Source organism: Solibacillus sp. GQ1 (assembly GCF_059758555.1).
This window is the reverse complement of record NZ_JCAXEX010000001.1, coordinates 1,520,234-1,534,501: the sequence shown is the minus strand read 5'-3', so window position 1 is coordinate 1,534,501 and position 14,268 is coordinate 1,520,234. Positions and strand designations below refer to the sequence as shown.

The window sequence follows — 14,268 nt, the reverse complement described above, 5'->3', positions numbered from 1 at the left end:
GAGATAAACGGCCTTTTTAGGTATTTATAAATTTCAGCTTCTGACCCAACCCTATATATTATTACTGTGCTACACGACGGTATTCTTTTACTGTACCATCAGCAAATTTAATTTCTATTTCCACTTCCAAAAAGCTGTCGGGTTGTTCGAATTTTTGAAGTACTTCATCAATTACTTCATCATCTGGTGTATCCTTATCGAATGTAAATCCTTCGAAAATTGGGACCAATTTGTTCGTTGCTTCATTACCTTCTAATTTTGTTTTGTTAACTTCATCTTCAATTTGTGCTTCTGCTCGGGATGCTTCATTTTCATAACTCACTTCATAACTCTTATCATCCGCATACTGGATATCCAAATCAAAGTGAGTAAAGTTAAATGGGGCATCAGAAGTTTCGGTTACAGTACTTGTCTGATTCATTGTATTTTGTTCTGTCGGCGCATTTTCAGGCAAATTTGTTGCTTCTTCGCTGTCACCACAGCCTACTAACAATGCAGTTGTACTCAATGCGCAAATTAATGCAAATTTTTTCATTAATTGAAACCACCTTTCTTGTAACTACTGTTAAAATACCCGATAAAATAAAAATTAATCAACTTAATAATATTTTGAAAAATATAGTTATTTTTGTTTATGTCATATTGTCTATAGCGAATCATTAGCTGAAAATAAAATAGGTACTTCAATAAATAATTGAATGCCAAAATATTCTATATTTAAATAAATTTATGTTACACTTATCACGTGAAATAGATTTTAATGGAAAATGAACTTATACTGAATTTCTCCATTGTCTCTCCAATTTATTTCATAAAACCAATTGGAAATGACTTTCTAATGCAGGAGGATGTTTGAATGAAAAAGATGAGTAAAACCGTTTTGGCTACAACATTGGGGACTACATTGATGCTAACATCGATTATGCCTGCCGTTAAAGCTGAGGAAGTAACACCTGATATAAGCAGCTGGGCACTCGGTACATTAAATGAAGGTGAGAAATACGGAATTTTCCCGATCGAATGGTACTATGATGGGTTCCGTACAGCGATTACAACGGAGCGTTTAGATTCATTAATTGAGCTAACTGCACAAAAAATTGCAAGTTTAAATTTGGATAAAAATGAAGAATTTAAGCCAGTTCCGATAAAAGGTGGTGGCACACGCGGCGATGTTATTAACCGTCTTTATAATATTGTCGGACAATACAAATTAGATACAGTAGAAGATGCTGTTACATATATGCAGAAACATAAAATTTTACAAGGCTCGGAAAAAGGCTTGATGCTCGATCAAAAAGCTACAACACAACATGCAGTTATTTTCGCCGTACGACTAATCCAGGATACATTTGAGCAGGCAAATGCCGGCGCGAAAGGTGTTGCATGGATAGTGGAAGATGAAGATACAAAAGTGTATATGCTTGGATCAATTCATGTAGGAACACCGGATATGTACCCAATGCATAAAAAATTAACAAAAGCCTTTGATGAGTCGGACGGTCTTTTTGTTGAGGCGAATTTATTAGATCCTACCGGGATGGATTATTATATTGAAAAGGCAATGTTTAATGATGGACGTACGATTAAAGATGTTGTAAGTGAAGAAACGTATGCGAAACTTCAAAAGGTTGCAGCACAGCTAGAAATGCCAATAGAAGAGCTGGAAATACAAAAGCCATGGCTGCTTTCAAATAATTTTTCGTCGATGATGATGGATGGGGCATTTGGTTTAACAGCAGAAGAAATGGCGATGCATGGAGTAGATATGCAGTTTTTATTAACAGCTTACTTACAGCAAAAACCTATTTATGAGCTGGAAGGTATCAATGCACAAGTCGATATGTTTGAAGCATTATCGCCAGAAGCACAGGAAGAATCGTTAGTAGCCGCACTTGACGGTATTTTGGAGCCAACTGAACAGTCTGAAGAAGATGTTCAGTTAATGGCAGACTGGTTCACGAATTGGGTCAAAGGTGATGTGGAAAAGTTTGCGGAAAGCTTAACTGAAATGGAAGGGGACACATCTGAGTTCAATCAGATGCTGTTTGGTAAACGCGATGCAGAAATGGCCGCAAAGCTTGTTGATGTATTGGAAGAACAAAAAGGGACATTCTTTGTCGTTGTTGGCGCAGGTCACTTCTTAGTCGATAAAAATATTCGCTATCATTTAGAACAAAGCGGTTATGAAGTAAAACCATTTTATCAATAAAATTAAAAGCGCATGGGGCTGGTTACGAAAGTAGCTGCTCCATGCGTTTTATTTTTGGGAATTCATAATAAAACTGTTACTAAGCGTTTAATAACGCTAGCACAGGTCTTCCGGCAACCATGAAAACGATGTAAACCGAAAGTGCTCCTAAAATAGCATAACTAGGCTTCCATAAGCCCGACAAATAAAAAACAAGTACAGTAAATAACACCATGCCGACAGCACCAAAAATGGCGTTTTGCTGGACAATATGAAAAGTGTCTTCCGTCATATTTTTCATTTGCAATCGCATATTGAGCAACGTTAAGATCGGAAGCAATGTTATAATACCGGACAAAAAGTGCAGATTCGATTTGCTTAACCAAGAAGCCAACAGCATAACTGTACCACCAAGAATAAACTGAATGACATAAAACACGTTTCGCATACCTCAATTCCATTAAAATACAATAACTATAAATCATCGAATTGAATCTATCAATCTCATTTTCGGAAAATAGAATTTATTAATTTAAACGAGATTTACTAGGTAGGTTTTCTATTTAGTTTTATAAAAAATTGCATTAATTCTCTCGAGTTGTAAGAATATGTTGAATTTTCTAGTCATAGTAGTGTACCCTTATTGAAAATGATTATCATTACCGTAATGGTAAAGGGGTGAGGAGAATTCAAACGAACGATTTAATAAAATATTTTGCCAACACATCGATTCAATATACTGATTTATTTGTAACTAGTTTAGATCCTAATGTACATGATCACAATCGTAATACAGCCCCATGTTTAAATGGACTCGTTATTACTCTGTCGGGTAGTGCAGATTTTTCACTGAATGGGGAAGTATACGCTATACATAAAGGGGTAATCCTCCATGCCGGACCTAATATGGCGATTGATATTAAAGTTACAAGTAAGGAACCATGGCATTATACGGTACTGCATTATGAAATGTTAAACCGTCCTTTTTCAATGGATATAGGCCATTTTGAAATCGCTACTGGTCATCATCATAAATTGGATTATTTAGTCCATCAATTAATCTATTTCGAAAAAATACCGGGCGATATGAACCGGCTGAAATGTAAGTCTCTGTTTTTGCAGTTGGTGGAATTTATTGTTATTTGCGCAAAAATGCAAACTTCAAACAATGTAGTGGACCAGGCGATTACATTTATAACCGAACATTATAATTTACCTATAACAATAGCCGAGATCGCGGAGGCGGTAGGGTGTGATCGTCGAAGATTTGCCTATTTGTTTGATAAGCAAATAGGCATGTCACCAATTCAATTTTTAACGGAGATCCGATTAAAACAATCCCGGGAATTGCTGCGTACCACATCAATTCCGATTAAGGAGATTGCTGAACTAATCGGTTACCAAGATGCATTCTACTTTTGCCGAGTTTTTAAAAAGCAATATCACATGACACCGACAAATTTCCGTAAGCAATATTTAACTGTTTAAGCAAAAATCCATGCAATTTGTAAAAAACTCTATGTACGTAAAAACAACCGTTTGATATTATCGACATTGTAAATAAGACGATAATGATAATCATTATCGGTTAAGCGGGAGGAAAAATGATGAAAAAATATCGTACATTAATCAGTGCAGGGGCAATTGCATTAATGCTTGCTGCATGCAATGCGGATAAAGAGGTGGATTCGTCATCTGCAGCTGAATCAGAAAATAAGACAGCACAAGTTTCAAATGAAGAAAAACCTGTTGCAGATGAAGCAACAGAACAAAAAATATCTTATTTAGGAAGCGACTACAAAGTATCTGATAATGTGGAAACAATTATTACAGCAAGTCTGGAAGCGATGGAAGATGCTGCAGTACTCGGTGTAAAGCCTGCAGGTGTTATTTCTACTGATGGCACGTCAATTCCTAAATACTTGGAGGCGGATTTGGCAGGAGCAACTGTTGTCGGGTCCAAAAAAGAACCGAGTACAGAGGCCATGCTTTCTTTAAACCCTGATGTAATTATAGGAACGAGCAAATGGGATGAAGCACAAATGTCGAATTACAACAAAATAGCAACGACATTCCCTTATTCTCATATTTCTACAAACTGGAAAGAAAATTTATTATTATTTGGCCAATTAGCCGGCAAAGAATCAGAAGCACAGAAAGCACTGGATGACTATGATAAGCAATTAGCCAGTACGAAAGAATCGATTTCCAACAGTGAGCTGAAAAATAAAAAGGTTGTTATCATCCGTGTACGTGGCAGTTTGTCGGTCTATCCAGCAGGAGTATATTTAAACCCTTCTATTTATGAAGATTTTGGCTTTTCAGTGCCAGAAGAATTGAATTCAATTGAAGCACAAACAACGATTACATATGAAACATTGGCAGAGTGGAACCCGGATATGATTTTCCTTCAATTTGCTGATGATGAAAATAAGGATACTCCTGAGTTATTACAAGAGATTTTAGATAATCCCATATTTAACAGTACAACTGCTGCTAAAACAAATAATGTACATGTTAATCTTATAGATGCAATGGCACAGGGAGGAACAGCTTGGTCAAAAATTAACTTCCTGAAAGCATTTAATGAAAACGTATTAAAATAATTACGAATTATTCAATAGACAGCTTCAGAGAAGGTAGAACAGACTGTACAATATTTCTGTGAAAGGGCTGTACCGGAAAGGCTTTTCCGGGCAGCCTCTTTCATTTAATCAATAAAAGGAGGCCTATATTTTTGAATTTTTCATACCGGCATTTCATTTTATTTTCAACAATAATGCCTGTTCTGATTGTTGTTGTGACAATCATGTCGATTTCGATGGGTACAAAATCAATCTCTCTTGAAACTATTAATGATGCATTTATCCGTTACGACAAAGAAAATATAGATCACCAAATCATATGGTCTGGTCGGTTACCAAGAGCGCTCGCTGTTTTATGTGTCGGTGCATTTTTAGCAACAGCAGGTGCAATTATGCAAGGGATTACACGAAATTTTCTTGCGTCTCCATCAATTATGGGCGTAACGGACGGCTCAGCTTTTTTCATTACGATGGCCTTTGTTTTCTTGCCAGGGATTTCAAGTTTTAATTTAGTCCTCCTTTCTATGCTAGGTTCACTTTTTGGCGGTGCACTTGTATTTGGTTTCGCATCCATAATTAAAAACGGGCTATCTCCAGTTCGACTGGCAATTATCGGTACGGTAATCGGTACATTTATAAGCAGCATCGGAACTGCAATTGCGATGTATCATCAAATTTCACAAACGATTACAATGTGGTATAACTCGAAAGTACATATGGTAGAAATGGAATTAATCTATTTATGTGTTCCAATTGGAATGATCGGACTAATACTGGCACTTTCATTGGCGCGCGCTGTGACAATTACAGCACTTGGCGAAGATGTTGCGGTCGGATTGGGGCAAAACACAAGAATAGTAAAGGTATTGAGTATGTTAGCTGTTGCTATTTTGACGGGTACTGCTGTAGCTCTTGTTGGAAAAATTGCTTTTGTAGGATTAGTCGTACCTCATATTGTAAGAATGCTTGTGGGCGTCGACTATCGTGTAATCATTCCTTGTTCGGCTGTTATGGGTGCCTTTTTCCTTGCAGGCTGTGACCTCTTAAGCCGGTACATCAATTTTCCATTTGAAACACCGATTGGAGTAGTAACGGCATTAATCGGGGTACCGTTTTTCTTATATTTAATACGACGTAAAGGCGGGGAAAAATATGCCGCTTAATAAAACAAAATGGCTGTTTATAATGGGCACACTGTTTTTTACGCTTTTATTTGCAATGTATATCCATTTAACAAGTGGCGTGTTCACGATGACGACACCTGAAGTATTTAAAACTTTACTGAGGATTGATTCAACAGAACAATTTGATTTAGTCATTTTTGATTTTAGGCTGCCTAGAATCATTACGGCTGCACTTGTCGGTATGGGCCTTGCGATGGCTGGCGTTGTACTTCAGGGGATTACAAAAAATGCGCTTGCTGATCCGGGAATTATCGGAATTAACGCCGGTGCTGGCTGTGCAATTGTTATTTTCATGTTTTTCTTCCATGTGGAACTTGTTGGTGTGGAAATAAACAGCCTTGTAAAAATATTAATAGTTCCGATTTTTGGTTTTGTAGGAGGAGCAATAGCTGCAGCAATAATATTGGTCATTTCATATAAACATGGACGAATGGATATGCAAAGGCTGATTTTAACAGGGATTGCCATTAACACCGGCTTTAGTGCAGTTACTTTATTCTGGTCACTGAAAATGGATGAAGGGGATTATCAGGCAGCCGCTATTTGGATGAATGGCTCGATCTATAATTCCAACTGGTATTTTGTCAATGCAATGCTCCCATGGCTGATTATTTTAGGTGTTTATATTTACCGGAAAACCTATTTGCTCGACTATTTTCAATTGGAGGAAGAGACGGTAACTAGTCTTGGAATTAGTATTGAGAAAGAAAAAATCAAACTAATGCTTGCAAGTGTCGGACTTGTCAGTGCCTGTGTTTCAGTTTCGGGAAGCATAGGGTTCATTGGTTTAATGGCACCGCATATCGCAAGACAGCTAGTCGGTATTCATCATCGCTATATGATGCCGGTAAGTCTTTTTATAGGGGCTGTATTGCTTGTGTTTTCAGACTATGTAGCAAAAACGGTCTTTTCACCTGTAGAGCTCTCGGTTGGGATAGTCGTATCACTTGTCGGGATTCCGTATTTTCTGTATTTACTTGTAAAATAGAAAGGGTGAGATATATTGTATGCATTTGAAGTTGAAAGTTTAACGACAGGTTATGAGAATTCAAGAATTATCGAAAATTTAAATGTGAGCATTCAAACAGGTAAGATTACGACGATTATCGGACCAAATGGCTGCGGTAAATCTACTTTATTAAAAACACTCGGCCGTATATTAAAAAAGGAATGTGGCGAAATTTTTCTGCAGGATGAAAACATGAATAAGATGTCTACTAAGGAAATCGCAAAAAAGCTGGCATTACTCGTACAGTCTCCGGCAGCACCAGGACAGTTGAAAGTACATGAGCTTATTTCGTATGGACGCTATCCTCACCGGAAAAATGTTGGACGACTTACGAAAGAAGACAACGAAAAAATCAATTGGGCGATGGAGGTCACAAATACTTTGGAATTCCAAAATCGGGAAATCGCAGCACTTTCAGGTGGGCAACGGCAGCGTGTGTGGCTGGCGATGGCTTTGGCGCAAGAGACCGATATTTTATTGTTGGACGAACCGACGACATACTTGGATATGGCACATCAACTGGAAGTGCTTGAAATAGTTCAGCAACTCAATAGAACGTTTGGCTGTACGATAATTATGGTGCTCCATGATTTGAATCATGCTGCAAGATTTTCAGATGAACTGATCGCGATGAAAAAGGGGGAAGTGCTTCATACAGGCACACCCGTACAAATAATGAAAGCCGACATATTAAAAAATGTATTCCAGATTGATGCTAAGATTATGGTTGATCATGAACATCAGGTACCCGTCTGTTTTTCATATAATTTAATGAAATAGGTGAAGTTAATGCAATCAAAGTACAATGGCTATTCTTATATTTTGGACATTTACGTACCGAATGAAATACCTCCCGCAGAAGGGTTTCCGTTAATCATCGTGTTGGATGGAACACGCTACAGTAAACTGATGTACGAAACAATGGCAATGCAGTTGCGAAACAGGAAAAAAACATTAGTTGATCCTGCAATTATTGTTGGTATCGGCCATGATGATAAGGATATTACAAAACAGCGATTTTATGATTTCACGGCACCGGCAGTTCATTATCATTTTCCTGTTCGCAGGGGGAAAGTGATGCAGGAGCTTCCGGCTGGAGGAGCAGTACAATTTTTGGATTTTATTTTGCAGCAAATTGTACCGATGCTTCAGGAAAAATATGCAGTTGACGATCAGAAAATATCGCTGTATGGACACTCGTTAGGCGGATTATTTGTCTTGTGGAGTTATTTGATTTATCCGGATAGCTTTCATAAATATGTAGCTTTAAGTCCATCGATTTGGTGGAATAATCATGAGCTTTTTCGGACAATTCGACAAGTGGAAAATCCTATTGAAGCACCCATATTCATAGGAGTCGGAGGTAAAGAGGGCGATATGGTTGATGATGCGCAGAAATTTGTTGCAATGGCTTCTGAGAAATGGATTAACTTTGAATTTTATATAGCAGAAAGCGAAAATCACGCATCTGTCATTCCAACTACGATGAGCCGGGTTTTGCGCTTTTTTAAATCAGATGATTAAATGAATTAAGCAGGTGGAACGAACCGGCTACTTTATAACTAATTGAACTCTTTTAGTTTAATTCAAATCCATAGAACCGCCTTTTATATTAAATAAAACAGCGGGCCATTTGTTCAACATGTTTTTATGTAGTTGTTTACGGGAAGAGATGACTATCACGCTTCATACATCGTTAGCTACATGGATATAGTAGGAGGAATGCAAAATGGGAAACAAAGAATCTGAAACAAATAAAAAATCATATAACCGCTTACCTGATGAACGTAAAGACGAGAAAGTAGAAAAATTTGATGAAACGAATCATGTAAATGTACAAAACGAATCAATGAAAGATGATTTATTGCTTAAAACGAATAAAGAATCGTTTAACCGTTTACCGGATGAGCGTGATGATAAAAAAATGGAGAAGTATAATGAACGCAGTCATGTCGAAGGGAACGAGGAAAAAAAAAGCCTAAAAACGAATAAAGAATCGTATAACCGCTTACCGGATGAGCGTGATGAAGCAAAAATGAAAGACTACAATGAACGAAGCCATGTAGAAGATAACATTAAGCAGGATACAACCGCCGAGACGGTGAAAGAGTCCTATAACCGTTTGCCGGATGAACGTAATGATGAAGATATGAAAAATTATAATGAGAGAAGTCATGTGGAAGGGAACGGACATACAGACAAACCTGTTGAAACCGTAAAAGAGTCCTATAACCGTTTACCAGATGAACGCAATGACGAAGTGATGAAATCTTATAATGAACGCAGTCACGTAGAAGGCAATCAGCAACAAGAAATGAATGTTGAGACCGAGAAAGAATCGTACAATCGTATACCTGACGAACCGGTTCAGGAAACATTAGTGCATGAAAAATATAAAAGTAATAACAAATAAATTTCATCTCATTATACGCACGAAAAGCATCGAATTTAAAATCGATGCTTTTTTGTTTAGCTTCTAAGCTGATACCAGCTGAATAGCATTGCGACTAAACTGATGCTCAATAATATCCCGCCGACAACAAGAGATGCATTGGCATAGCTTGTTTTAATAAATATGTATTCATTCGTATCTGACATACCACCAAGAGACTGTATCCAAATAGAGCTAAGTGAATTGGCAATTCGTCCGTTAAAAAAAATTAATAGTAGTCCAATGAGCGCAAATATACTGCTTAATTTAAGCAAATCCGAATTTCTTGTCGAGTTTAACATGTTATCCCCCCACTGAACGTATTCGATAGGTGTTTATAATGTCAATTATTTGAGGAAATTGTTCAGCGATATGATGGGCTTTTTTTATTTCTGCAAGCTGGGCAAAATCAAAGTTCACTGCAATGGCTATTAAATTGTTATCAATCGCTGCGTTAATATCGGATGCGCGGTCACCAACGACAAAACCGCTGACTATATTCTGTTCCATTATTATTCGTTCAACAAGTTGGGATTTATTTTTTGATGGAATTATATCAATACTATAGCATCCCTTTATCCAACGTTCTAAATTATAAGTAGACATAATTGCTTGTAAATAAGCCGTTTCGCCATTACTGGCAATAAATAATGGGTAAGATTCACTCAACGATTGAAGTGACGGCAATACGTTTTCGTAAAGGGCACCGTTACCTTGTCGGATTTCTTCAATAAGTGATGCCTGAAAAAAATGATTGCTCTTTTCACGAATTTTATCGGAATGATCGGGACACAACGTCTTCCAAACGACTTCAAGCGGTACACCCATTATTTTTCGGTATTGCTCGATAGGAGCAGCACCTGACCAAAGATTATTTTGACGTAAATACTCAAATGTACGCTCGAGCGCCGGCTCTAAAATAAGATTTGTTTGAAATAAAGTGCCATCCATATCAAATATAATTGCTGTTTGCATTAACTTCACCTCGTATTAATTTTATAGCCGAATGATTCTCCGTTTTTTAAATTGATTTCGTGTCCATTAATAACGACAATCTCATTAGTCAGCCATTGAATATTCGCTTTTTCGGCATGTCTTTCATAATAAACCTGTTTCTTAAATCCAAAAGGACCATCAAGTTCTCCACGGATACCAAATGATCCCATTGCTCCTGCATCGAAAGCATAAAAATCCAATGAATAGTCCATATTCGGTGAATAGGATGTAAACAGATGTTCAGTCCCGCCAAATGAATAGACAACAATTTTTAAAGAGAAAAATAAAATAATAAACGATGCAAATAAAATGGAGATAGTATTTACGAAAAACGCAACCACTTTCTTTAAGCGTGACAATTGTTTATATTCCTGCCGTAGTGCATATATAATGAGCACAAAAAGAAGGGCAACAACAATAAGTGTTGTATAGGAAAACGTCCATAATGTTGTACTCATCAAATAAAAGCAAACCCCGATAAAAGCAATACATAAACTGAAGATCGTAATGGCAGACCAAAAATTCCGCAAAAAAGCACCTCTTAACTAACTGGAAAATAATGTTTTAATATTTGACGCTATATAAAATGGGAAGTTGCACAAAAAAACAGCCGTTTCCAAAATAGCTACGGCTGCTCATGAATAATTATTGTGCTGGGTTTAATTCAAGTTCTACTTTAATTTTAATATCTTTGCCGACTAAAACGCCGCCTGTTTCTAGTGCAGCATTCCATGTAAGGCCGAATTCTTCACGGTCAATTTTCGTTTCCGCTTCAAAACCGTAAACTTCAACACCCCATGGATTAGTTCCTTTACCGCCATATTCCACATCAAATACGGCCGGTTTTGTTACATCTTTAATTGTCAAATCGCCCGAGACTTTATAGTCGTCACCGTCTTTTGTGATGCTTGTTGATTTAAATTTAATGTCAGGGAATTGCTCAATATCAAAGAATTCCGCTGATTTTAAGTGGTTGTCACGATCTTCATTATTTGTATTAATACTTGTCGTATCGATAGTAATTTCAATTTGTGCCGATGTTAAATCTTCTAAATTATCAACTTCTACATCCGCTGAATAATTCGTAAACTGACCTTTAACTTTCGACACCATCATATGCTTGACTTCAAAACCTATTGTTGAGTGTGCCTGATCGATTTGCCATTTTGCCATGATAAATTCCTCCCAACTATTATGAAACCCAAGAAATTCTTTACCTTGAATTCGAGATAAATTTACCATATTAGGGTATAGGTGTCAATTAAAATATAAGACTATTTAAATAATTCCAACTTTTTATAATGTGTTAATTTTCCAGCATTAATTTAGCGATAATTTCATCAAAACCGTCATTCCGTTTTAGTAATTCATCGATGACAAGTTTTTGGCGTTCTTTCGAATGACCTTGGCTCAATTTTGCCGCAGCTTCAATGGAGCTTATTCGTAATTTGAACGGCACAATGCCTTTCAATAAGCCGGTCATATATTTGGAGTCAACATCATTTACATCATAGGAGCTATTCGGAGTTTCATACTTTTCAATTAAATGGTGAAGAGATCTCCGGATTTCTTCCTCGTCCTCCATCATTTCGATAAACCCCTTTACATGGACAGATACATAGTTCCACGTTGGTACTGAATCTTTTGTTTCGTACCAGGAAGAGGAGATGTAGCTATGGGGGCCATTAAAAACCGCGAGCACCTGTTGATTGAGAATATCTTTCCACTGTGTGTTGGCACGTGCAAAATGGCCGTAAAGAAACTTGCTATCTTCACTTAAAAAGAGCGGTAAATGAGTGGCTTCCGGTACCCCTTGATGAATGGAAACAACTGTCGCAAAACTATATTCTTTAATAATCTTATGAATCTTTTGCTCATCTGTTAACTGATACTGCTTTGGAATATACATCATTTTCCCTCACAAATGTTTTGTCATAATAAAATCGTTTTGTTCTTCTTCACCCATGAAAAATGAATGGAAGCCTGTTTTTACAAAGCCCGCTTTTTCATAAAACGCAATGGCGTTCATATTTTTTTCCCACACACCGAGCCATATTTTGTTTTTATTCATTTCATTGGCCAGTTTGATCGCATCATCCATCAATACTTTCCCTAAACCGAGTTTCTGAAAACAGCTTAAAATATAAATTCGTTCCACTTCCAGAGTGTCCGGCCCTAACAGTTCGGACTGTGCTTCATCTGTATTGACCTTTAAATAACCTGCCAGCTCTTCATTTACAAACAGTAACTTAAATAGTGAGTGTTTATTTTCAAGCTCAGCTGTCAGTTTTTCTGCTGAAAAAGCTGTGTTCAAATAAGCCGTCATACTTTCCTCGCTGTTTTGCTCATGAAACGTTTCGTAAAACGTATCCCGGCTGATTGTTTGTAAAGCGTCTAAATTTTCGTTAGTACATTGTATTAGTTGAATGTTCATTATAATAACTCCTTAATATTTACGTTTAACCCTCGCTTTACATTTTCCCAATCTTTTAAAGAGATGTAAACCGAAAATTTGGTAAATTATAGTTGAGGAAAGTATTGACAAAACATTCTATCTATTGTTATAGTTGGAATAATTAATGGAGAGAGATGGTGATGAATATGACTAAATTACATGAGATTGAATCAATGCAATTATGCCTGTCATATGACATTCGCCACAAAAGTGCCTTCTAATAGAGAAGAGTCACGCTTCTTAACTGTGCGTATGAAACCTTATGACGGCAAAATTGCTATCATAAGGTTTTTTTGTTGCCTAAAAAACAAAAATACTACCATACACCATTAGGAGGCAATTCCATTGAATTTACAACAATTAGGTTTTACAGCATTTTTTGAAACACAACTACAAATATTATCGATTGATATGACGACAAAGCTTGTTGGACGCGTCATACTCGAACATAAACACTCTTACCGTGTCCTGACAGAACAGGGCGAATTTTTGGCAACGGTATCCGGAAACTTTGCATACCACGCCTTTTCAAGAAAAGATTACCCGGCTGTAGGCGATTTTGTCGTTATTGAACAAATGCCGGGAGAAGAACGTGCCATTATTCATCACTTATTTGATCGGAAATCCAAATTCACAAGAAAAATGGCAGGTCTAGAAGTCGATGAACAAATTGTGGCAACAAATGTTGATCTCATATTACTTGTTATGAGTTTAAATGATGACTTCAATATACGCCGTTTAGAACGCTATTTAGTTGCTGGATGGGATTCAGGGGCAACACCGGTTATTGTATTAACGAAAGCGGATTTATGCGAGGATGTCACACCGTATTTAAAAGAAATCGAATCGGTTGCTTTCGGTGTGGATATTATGACGGTGAGTGCGCAGACTGGTGAAGGAATCGCTTCATTACATGCGCTGTTAACTGAAGGGAAAACTGCCGCATTACTCGGTTCTTCCGGTGCAGGGAAATCAACACTTACAAACGCTTTATTAAACACAGAACAAATGAAAGTGTCGACAATCCGTGAAGATGATGCAAAAGGTCGCCATACGACGACACACCGGGAACTTGTTGTTTTACCATCCGGTGCTTGCCTGATTGACACTCCTGGAATGCGGGAGTTACAGCTTTGGGATCAGGGGGACAGTCTAACTGCAAGTTTTTCCGATATTGAACAGATTACAGAAAACTGCAGATTCCGCGACTGTAAGCATAAAAATGAACCCGGTTGTGCTGTATTGCAGGCAGTTGAAAAAGGAGAACTTGATGCTGCAAGATTGACGAGCTTTTTTAAACTGCAGCGGGAACTTGCCTATATTGAGAAAAAGGCGAATACGGATGCCCAGCTTGCTGAAAAACGTAAATGGAAGCAACTATCAAAAAGCATAAAGAAAATGAGATAATTTATAGTAGATG

General features: G+C 37.3%; 17 protein-coding genes. 9 read left to right on the top strand and 8 right to left on the bottom strand.

Going from position 1 to position 14,268, the window contains the following annotated elements; translation table 11 throughout:
* Window positions 1–61 precede the first annotated feature (61 nt).
* Window positions 62–535 carry a YusW family protein gene (locus AC6CH1_RS07700; RefSeq protein ID WP_251687755.1) on the bottom strand — a complete coding sequence of 158 codons (474 nt, stop codon included), beginning with the start codon at window positions 533–535 and terminating at the stop codon, window positions 62–64.
* A 321-nt stretch (window positions 536–856) separates the two neighbouring features.
* Here AC6CH1_RS07700 and AC6CH1_RS07695 point away from each other — a divergent pair, with 321 nt between their 5' ends.
* Complete coding sequence (locus AC6CH1_RS07695; protein WP_498316933.1) at window positions 857–2,209, top strand: TraB/GumN family protein; 1,353 nt, start codon at window positions 857–859, stop codon at window positions 2,207–2,209.
* A 79-nt stretch (window positions 2,210–2,288) separates the two neighbouring features.
* Here the strand turns inward: AC6CH1_RS07695 and AC6CH1_RS07690 are convergent, their stop codons facing one another.
* Window positions 2,289–2,627: a GlpM family protein gene (locus AC6CH1_RS07690; RefSeq protein ID WP_014823793.1), complete on the bottom strand. Its 339-nt coding sequence runs from the start codon at window positions 2,625–2,627 to the stop codon at window positions 2,289–2,291.
* Between the two features lie 239 nt (window positions 2,628–2,866).
* Here AC6CH1_RS07690 and AC6CH1_RS07685 point away from each other — a divergent pair, with 239 nt between their 5' ends.
* The 7 genes from AC6CH1_RS07685 to AC6CH1_RS07655 all read left to right on the top strand — a co-directional run bounded on the left by AC6CH1_RS07685 (window position 2,867) and on the right by AC6CH1_RS07655 (window position 9,379).
* On the top strand, window positions 2,867–3,676 hold the full coding sequence (locus tag AC6CH1_RS07685; protein ID WP_498316931.1) for a helix-turn-helix domain-containing protein: 810 nt from the start codon (window positions 2,867–2,869) through the stop codon (window positions 3,674–3,676).
* Between the two features lie 119 nt (window positions 3,677–3,795).
* Window positions 3,796–4,794 (top strand): ABC transporter substrate-binding protein, encoded by a 999-nt coding sequence (locus AC6CH1_RS07680; protein WP_498316929.1) that lies wholly within the window; start codon window positions 3,796–3,798, stop codon window positions 4,792–4,794.
* Between the two features lie 131 nt (window positions 4,795–4,925).
* The gene (locus AC6CH1_RS07675; protein WP_498316927.1) at window positions 4,926–5,936 is read left to right on the top strand and encodes a FecCD family ABC transporter permease; all 1,011 of its coding nucleotides are present in this window, start codon (window positions 4,926–4,928) and stop codon (window positions 5,934–5,936) included.
* Entirely contained in the window at window positions 5,926–6,945 is a 1,020-nt protein-coding gene (locus tag AC6CH1_RS07670; RefSeq protein WP_498316926.1) for a FecCD family ABC transporter permease, read from the top strand. Before AC6CH1_RS07675 ends, AC6CH1_RS07670 begins: the two co-directional genes overlap by 11 nt.
* Window positions 6,946–6,960: 15 nt before the next feature.
* Window positions 6,961–7,746: an ABC transporter ATP-binding protein gene (locus AC6CH1_RS07665; protein WP_498316925.1), complete on the top strand. Its 786-nt coding sequence runs from the start codon at window positions 6,961–6,963 to the stop codon at window positions 7,744–7,746.
* 9 nt (window positions 7,747–7,755) lie between these two features.
* Window positions 7,756–8,490 (top strand): alpha/beta hydrolase, encoded by a 735-nt coding sequence (locus AC6CH1_RS07660; protein ID WP_498316923.1) that lies wholly within the window; start codon window positions 7,756–7,758, stop codon window positions 8,488–8,490.
* Window positions 8,491–8,695: 205 nt separating this feature from the next.
* Window positions 8,696–9,379, top strand: a complete 684-nt coding sequence (locus tag AC6CH1_RS07655) for a hypothetical protein (RefSeq protein WP_498316921.1) — start codon at window positions 8,696–8,698, stop codon at window positions 9,377–9,379.
* A 56-nt stretch (window positions 9,380–9,435) separates the two neighbouring features.
* On the opposite strand, the gene AC6CH1_RS07650 is transcribed toward AC6CH1_RS07655, so the two are convergent.
* From AC6CH1_RS07650 to AC6CH1_RS07625, 6 genes are all read right to left on the bottom strand, one after another.
* The gene (locus tag AC6CH1_RS07650) at window positions 9,436–9,699 is read right to left on the bottom strand and encodes a translation initiation factor 2 (RefSeq protein WP_498316919.1); all 264 of its coding nucleotides are present in this window, start codon (window positions 9,697–9,699) and stop codon (window positions 9,436–9,438) included.
* 1 nt (window position 9,700) lies between these two features.
* Window positions 9,701–10,372, bottom strand: coding sequence for an HAD hydrolase-like protein (locus AC6CH1_RS07645; protein WP_498316917.1), 672 nt, complete (start codon window positions 10,370–10,372; stop codon window positions 9,701–9,703).
* Between the two features lie 5 nt (window positions 10,373–10,377).
* Entirely contained in the window at window positions 10,378–10,923 is a 546-nt protein-coding gene (locus AC6CH1_RS07640) for a DUF5412 family protein (RefSeq protein WP_498316915.1), read from the bottom strand.
* A 115-nt stretch (window positions 10,924–11,038) separates the two neighbouring features.
* Window positions 11,039–11,566, bottom strand: a complete 528-nt coding sequence (locus tag AC6CH1_RS07635; RefSeq protein ID WP_427709766.1) for a YceI family protein — start codon at window positions 11,564–11,566, stop codon at window positions 11,039–11,041.
* A gap of 133 nt (window positions 11,567–11,699) precedes the next feature.
* Window positions 11,700–12,302, bottom strand: a complete 603-nt coding sequence (locus AC6CH1_RS07630) for an FMN-binding negative transcriptional regulator (RefSeq protein WP_251687778.1) — start codon at window positions 12,300–12,302, stop codon at window positions 11,700–11,702.
* Window positions 12,303–12,311: 9 nt separating this feature from the next.
* The gene (locus AC6CH1_RS07625) at window positions 12,312–12,827 is read right to left on the bottom strand and encodes a GNAT family N-acetyltransferase (RefSeq protein ID WP_251687780.1); all 516 of its coding nucleotides are present in this window, start codon (window positions 12,825–12,827) and stop codon (window positions 12,312–12,314) included.
* A gap of 366 nt (window positions 12,828–13,193) precedes the next feature.
* Here AC6CH1_RS07625 and rsgA point away from each other — a divergent pair, with 366 nt between their 5' ends.
* Window positions 13,194–14,255: a ribosome small subunit-dependent GTPase A gene (gene rsgA / locus AC6CH1_RS07620; RefSeq protein WP_498316914.1), complete on the top strand. Its 1,062-nt coding sequence runs from the start codon at window positions 13,194–13,196 to the stop codon at window positions 14,253–14,255.
* The last annotated feature ends 13 nt before the right edge of the window (window positions 14,256–14,268 follow it).

Coding starts and splice junctions, on each gene's coding strand:
- AC6CH1_RS07700 (WP_251687755.1), bottom strand. CDS start 535: ATGAAAAAATTTGCATTAATTTGCGCATTGAGTACAACTGCATTGTTA.
- AC6CH1_RS07695 (WP_498316933.1), top strand. CDS start 857: ATGAAAAAGATGAGTAAAACCGTTTTGGCTACAACATTGGGGACTACA.
- AC6CH1_RS07680 (WP_498316929.1), top strand. CDS start 3,796: ATGAAAAAATATCGTACATTAATCAGTGCAGGGGCAATTGCATTAATG.
- AC6CH1_RS07670 (WP_498316926.1), top strand. CDS start 5,926: ATGCCGCTTAATAAAACAAAATGGCTGTTTATAATGGGCACACTGTTT.
- AC6CH1_RS07660 (WP_498316923.1), top strand. CDS start 7,756: ATGCAATCAAAGTACAATGGCTATTCTTATATTTTGGACATTTACGTA.
- AC6CH1_RS07655 (WP_498316921.1), top strand. CDS start 8,696: ATGGGAAACAAAGAATCTGAAACAAATAAAAAATCATATAACCGCTTA.
- AC6CH1_RS07650 (WP_498316919.1), bottom strand. CDS start 9,699: ATGTTAAACTCGACAAGAAATTCGGATTTGCTTAAATTAAGCAGTATA.
- AC6CH1_RS07645 (WP_498316917.1), bottom strand. CDS start 10,372: ATGCAAACAGCAATTATATTTGATATGGATGGCACTTTATTTCAAACA.
- AC6CH1_RS07635 (WP_427709766.1), bottom strand. CDS start 11,566: ATGGCAAAATGGCAAATCGATCAGGCACACTCAACAATAGGTTTTGAA.
- AC6CH1_RS07630 (WP_251687778.1), bottom strand. CDS start 12,302: ATGTATATTCCAAAGCAGTATCAGTTAACAGATGAGCAAAAGATTCAT.
- AC6CH1_RS07625 (WP_251687780.1), bottom strand. CDS start 12,827: ATGAACATTCAACTAATACAATGTACTAACGAAAATTTAGACGCTTTA.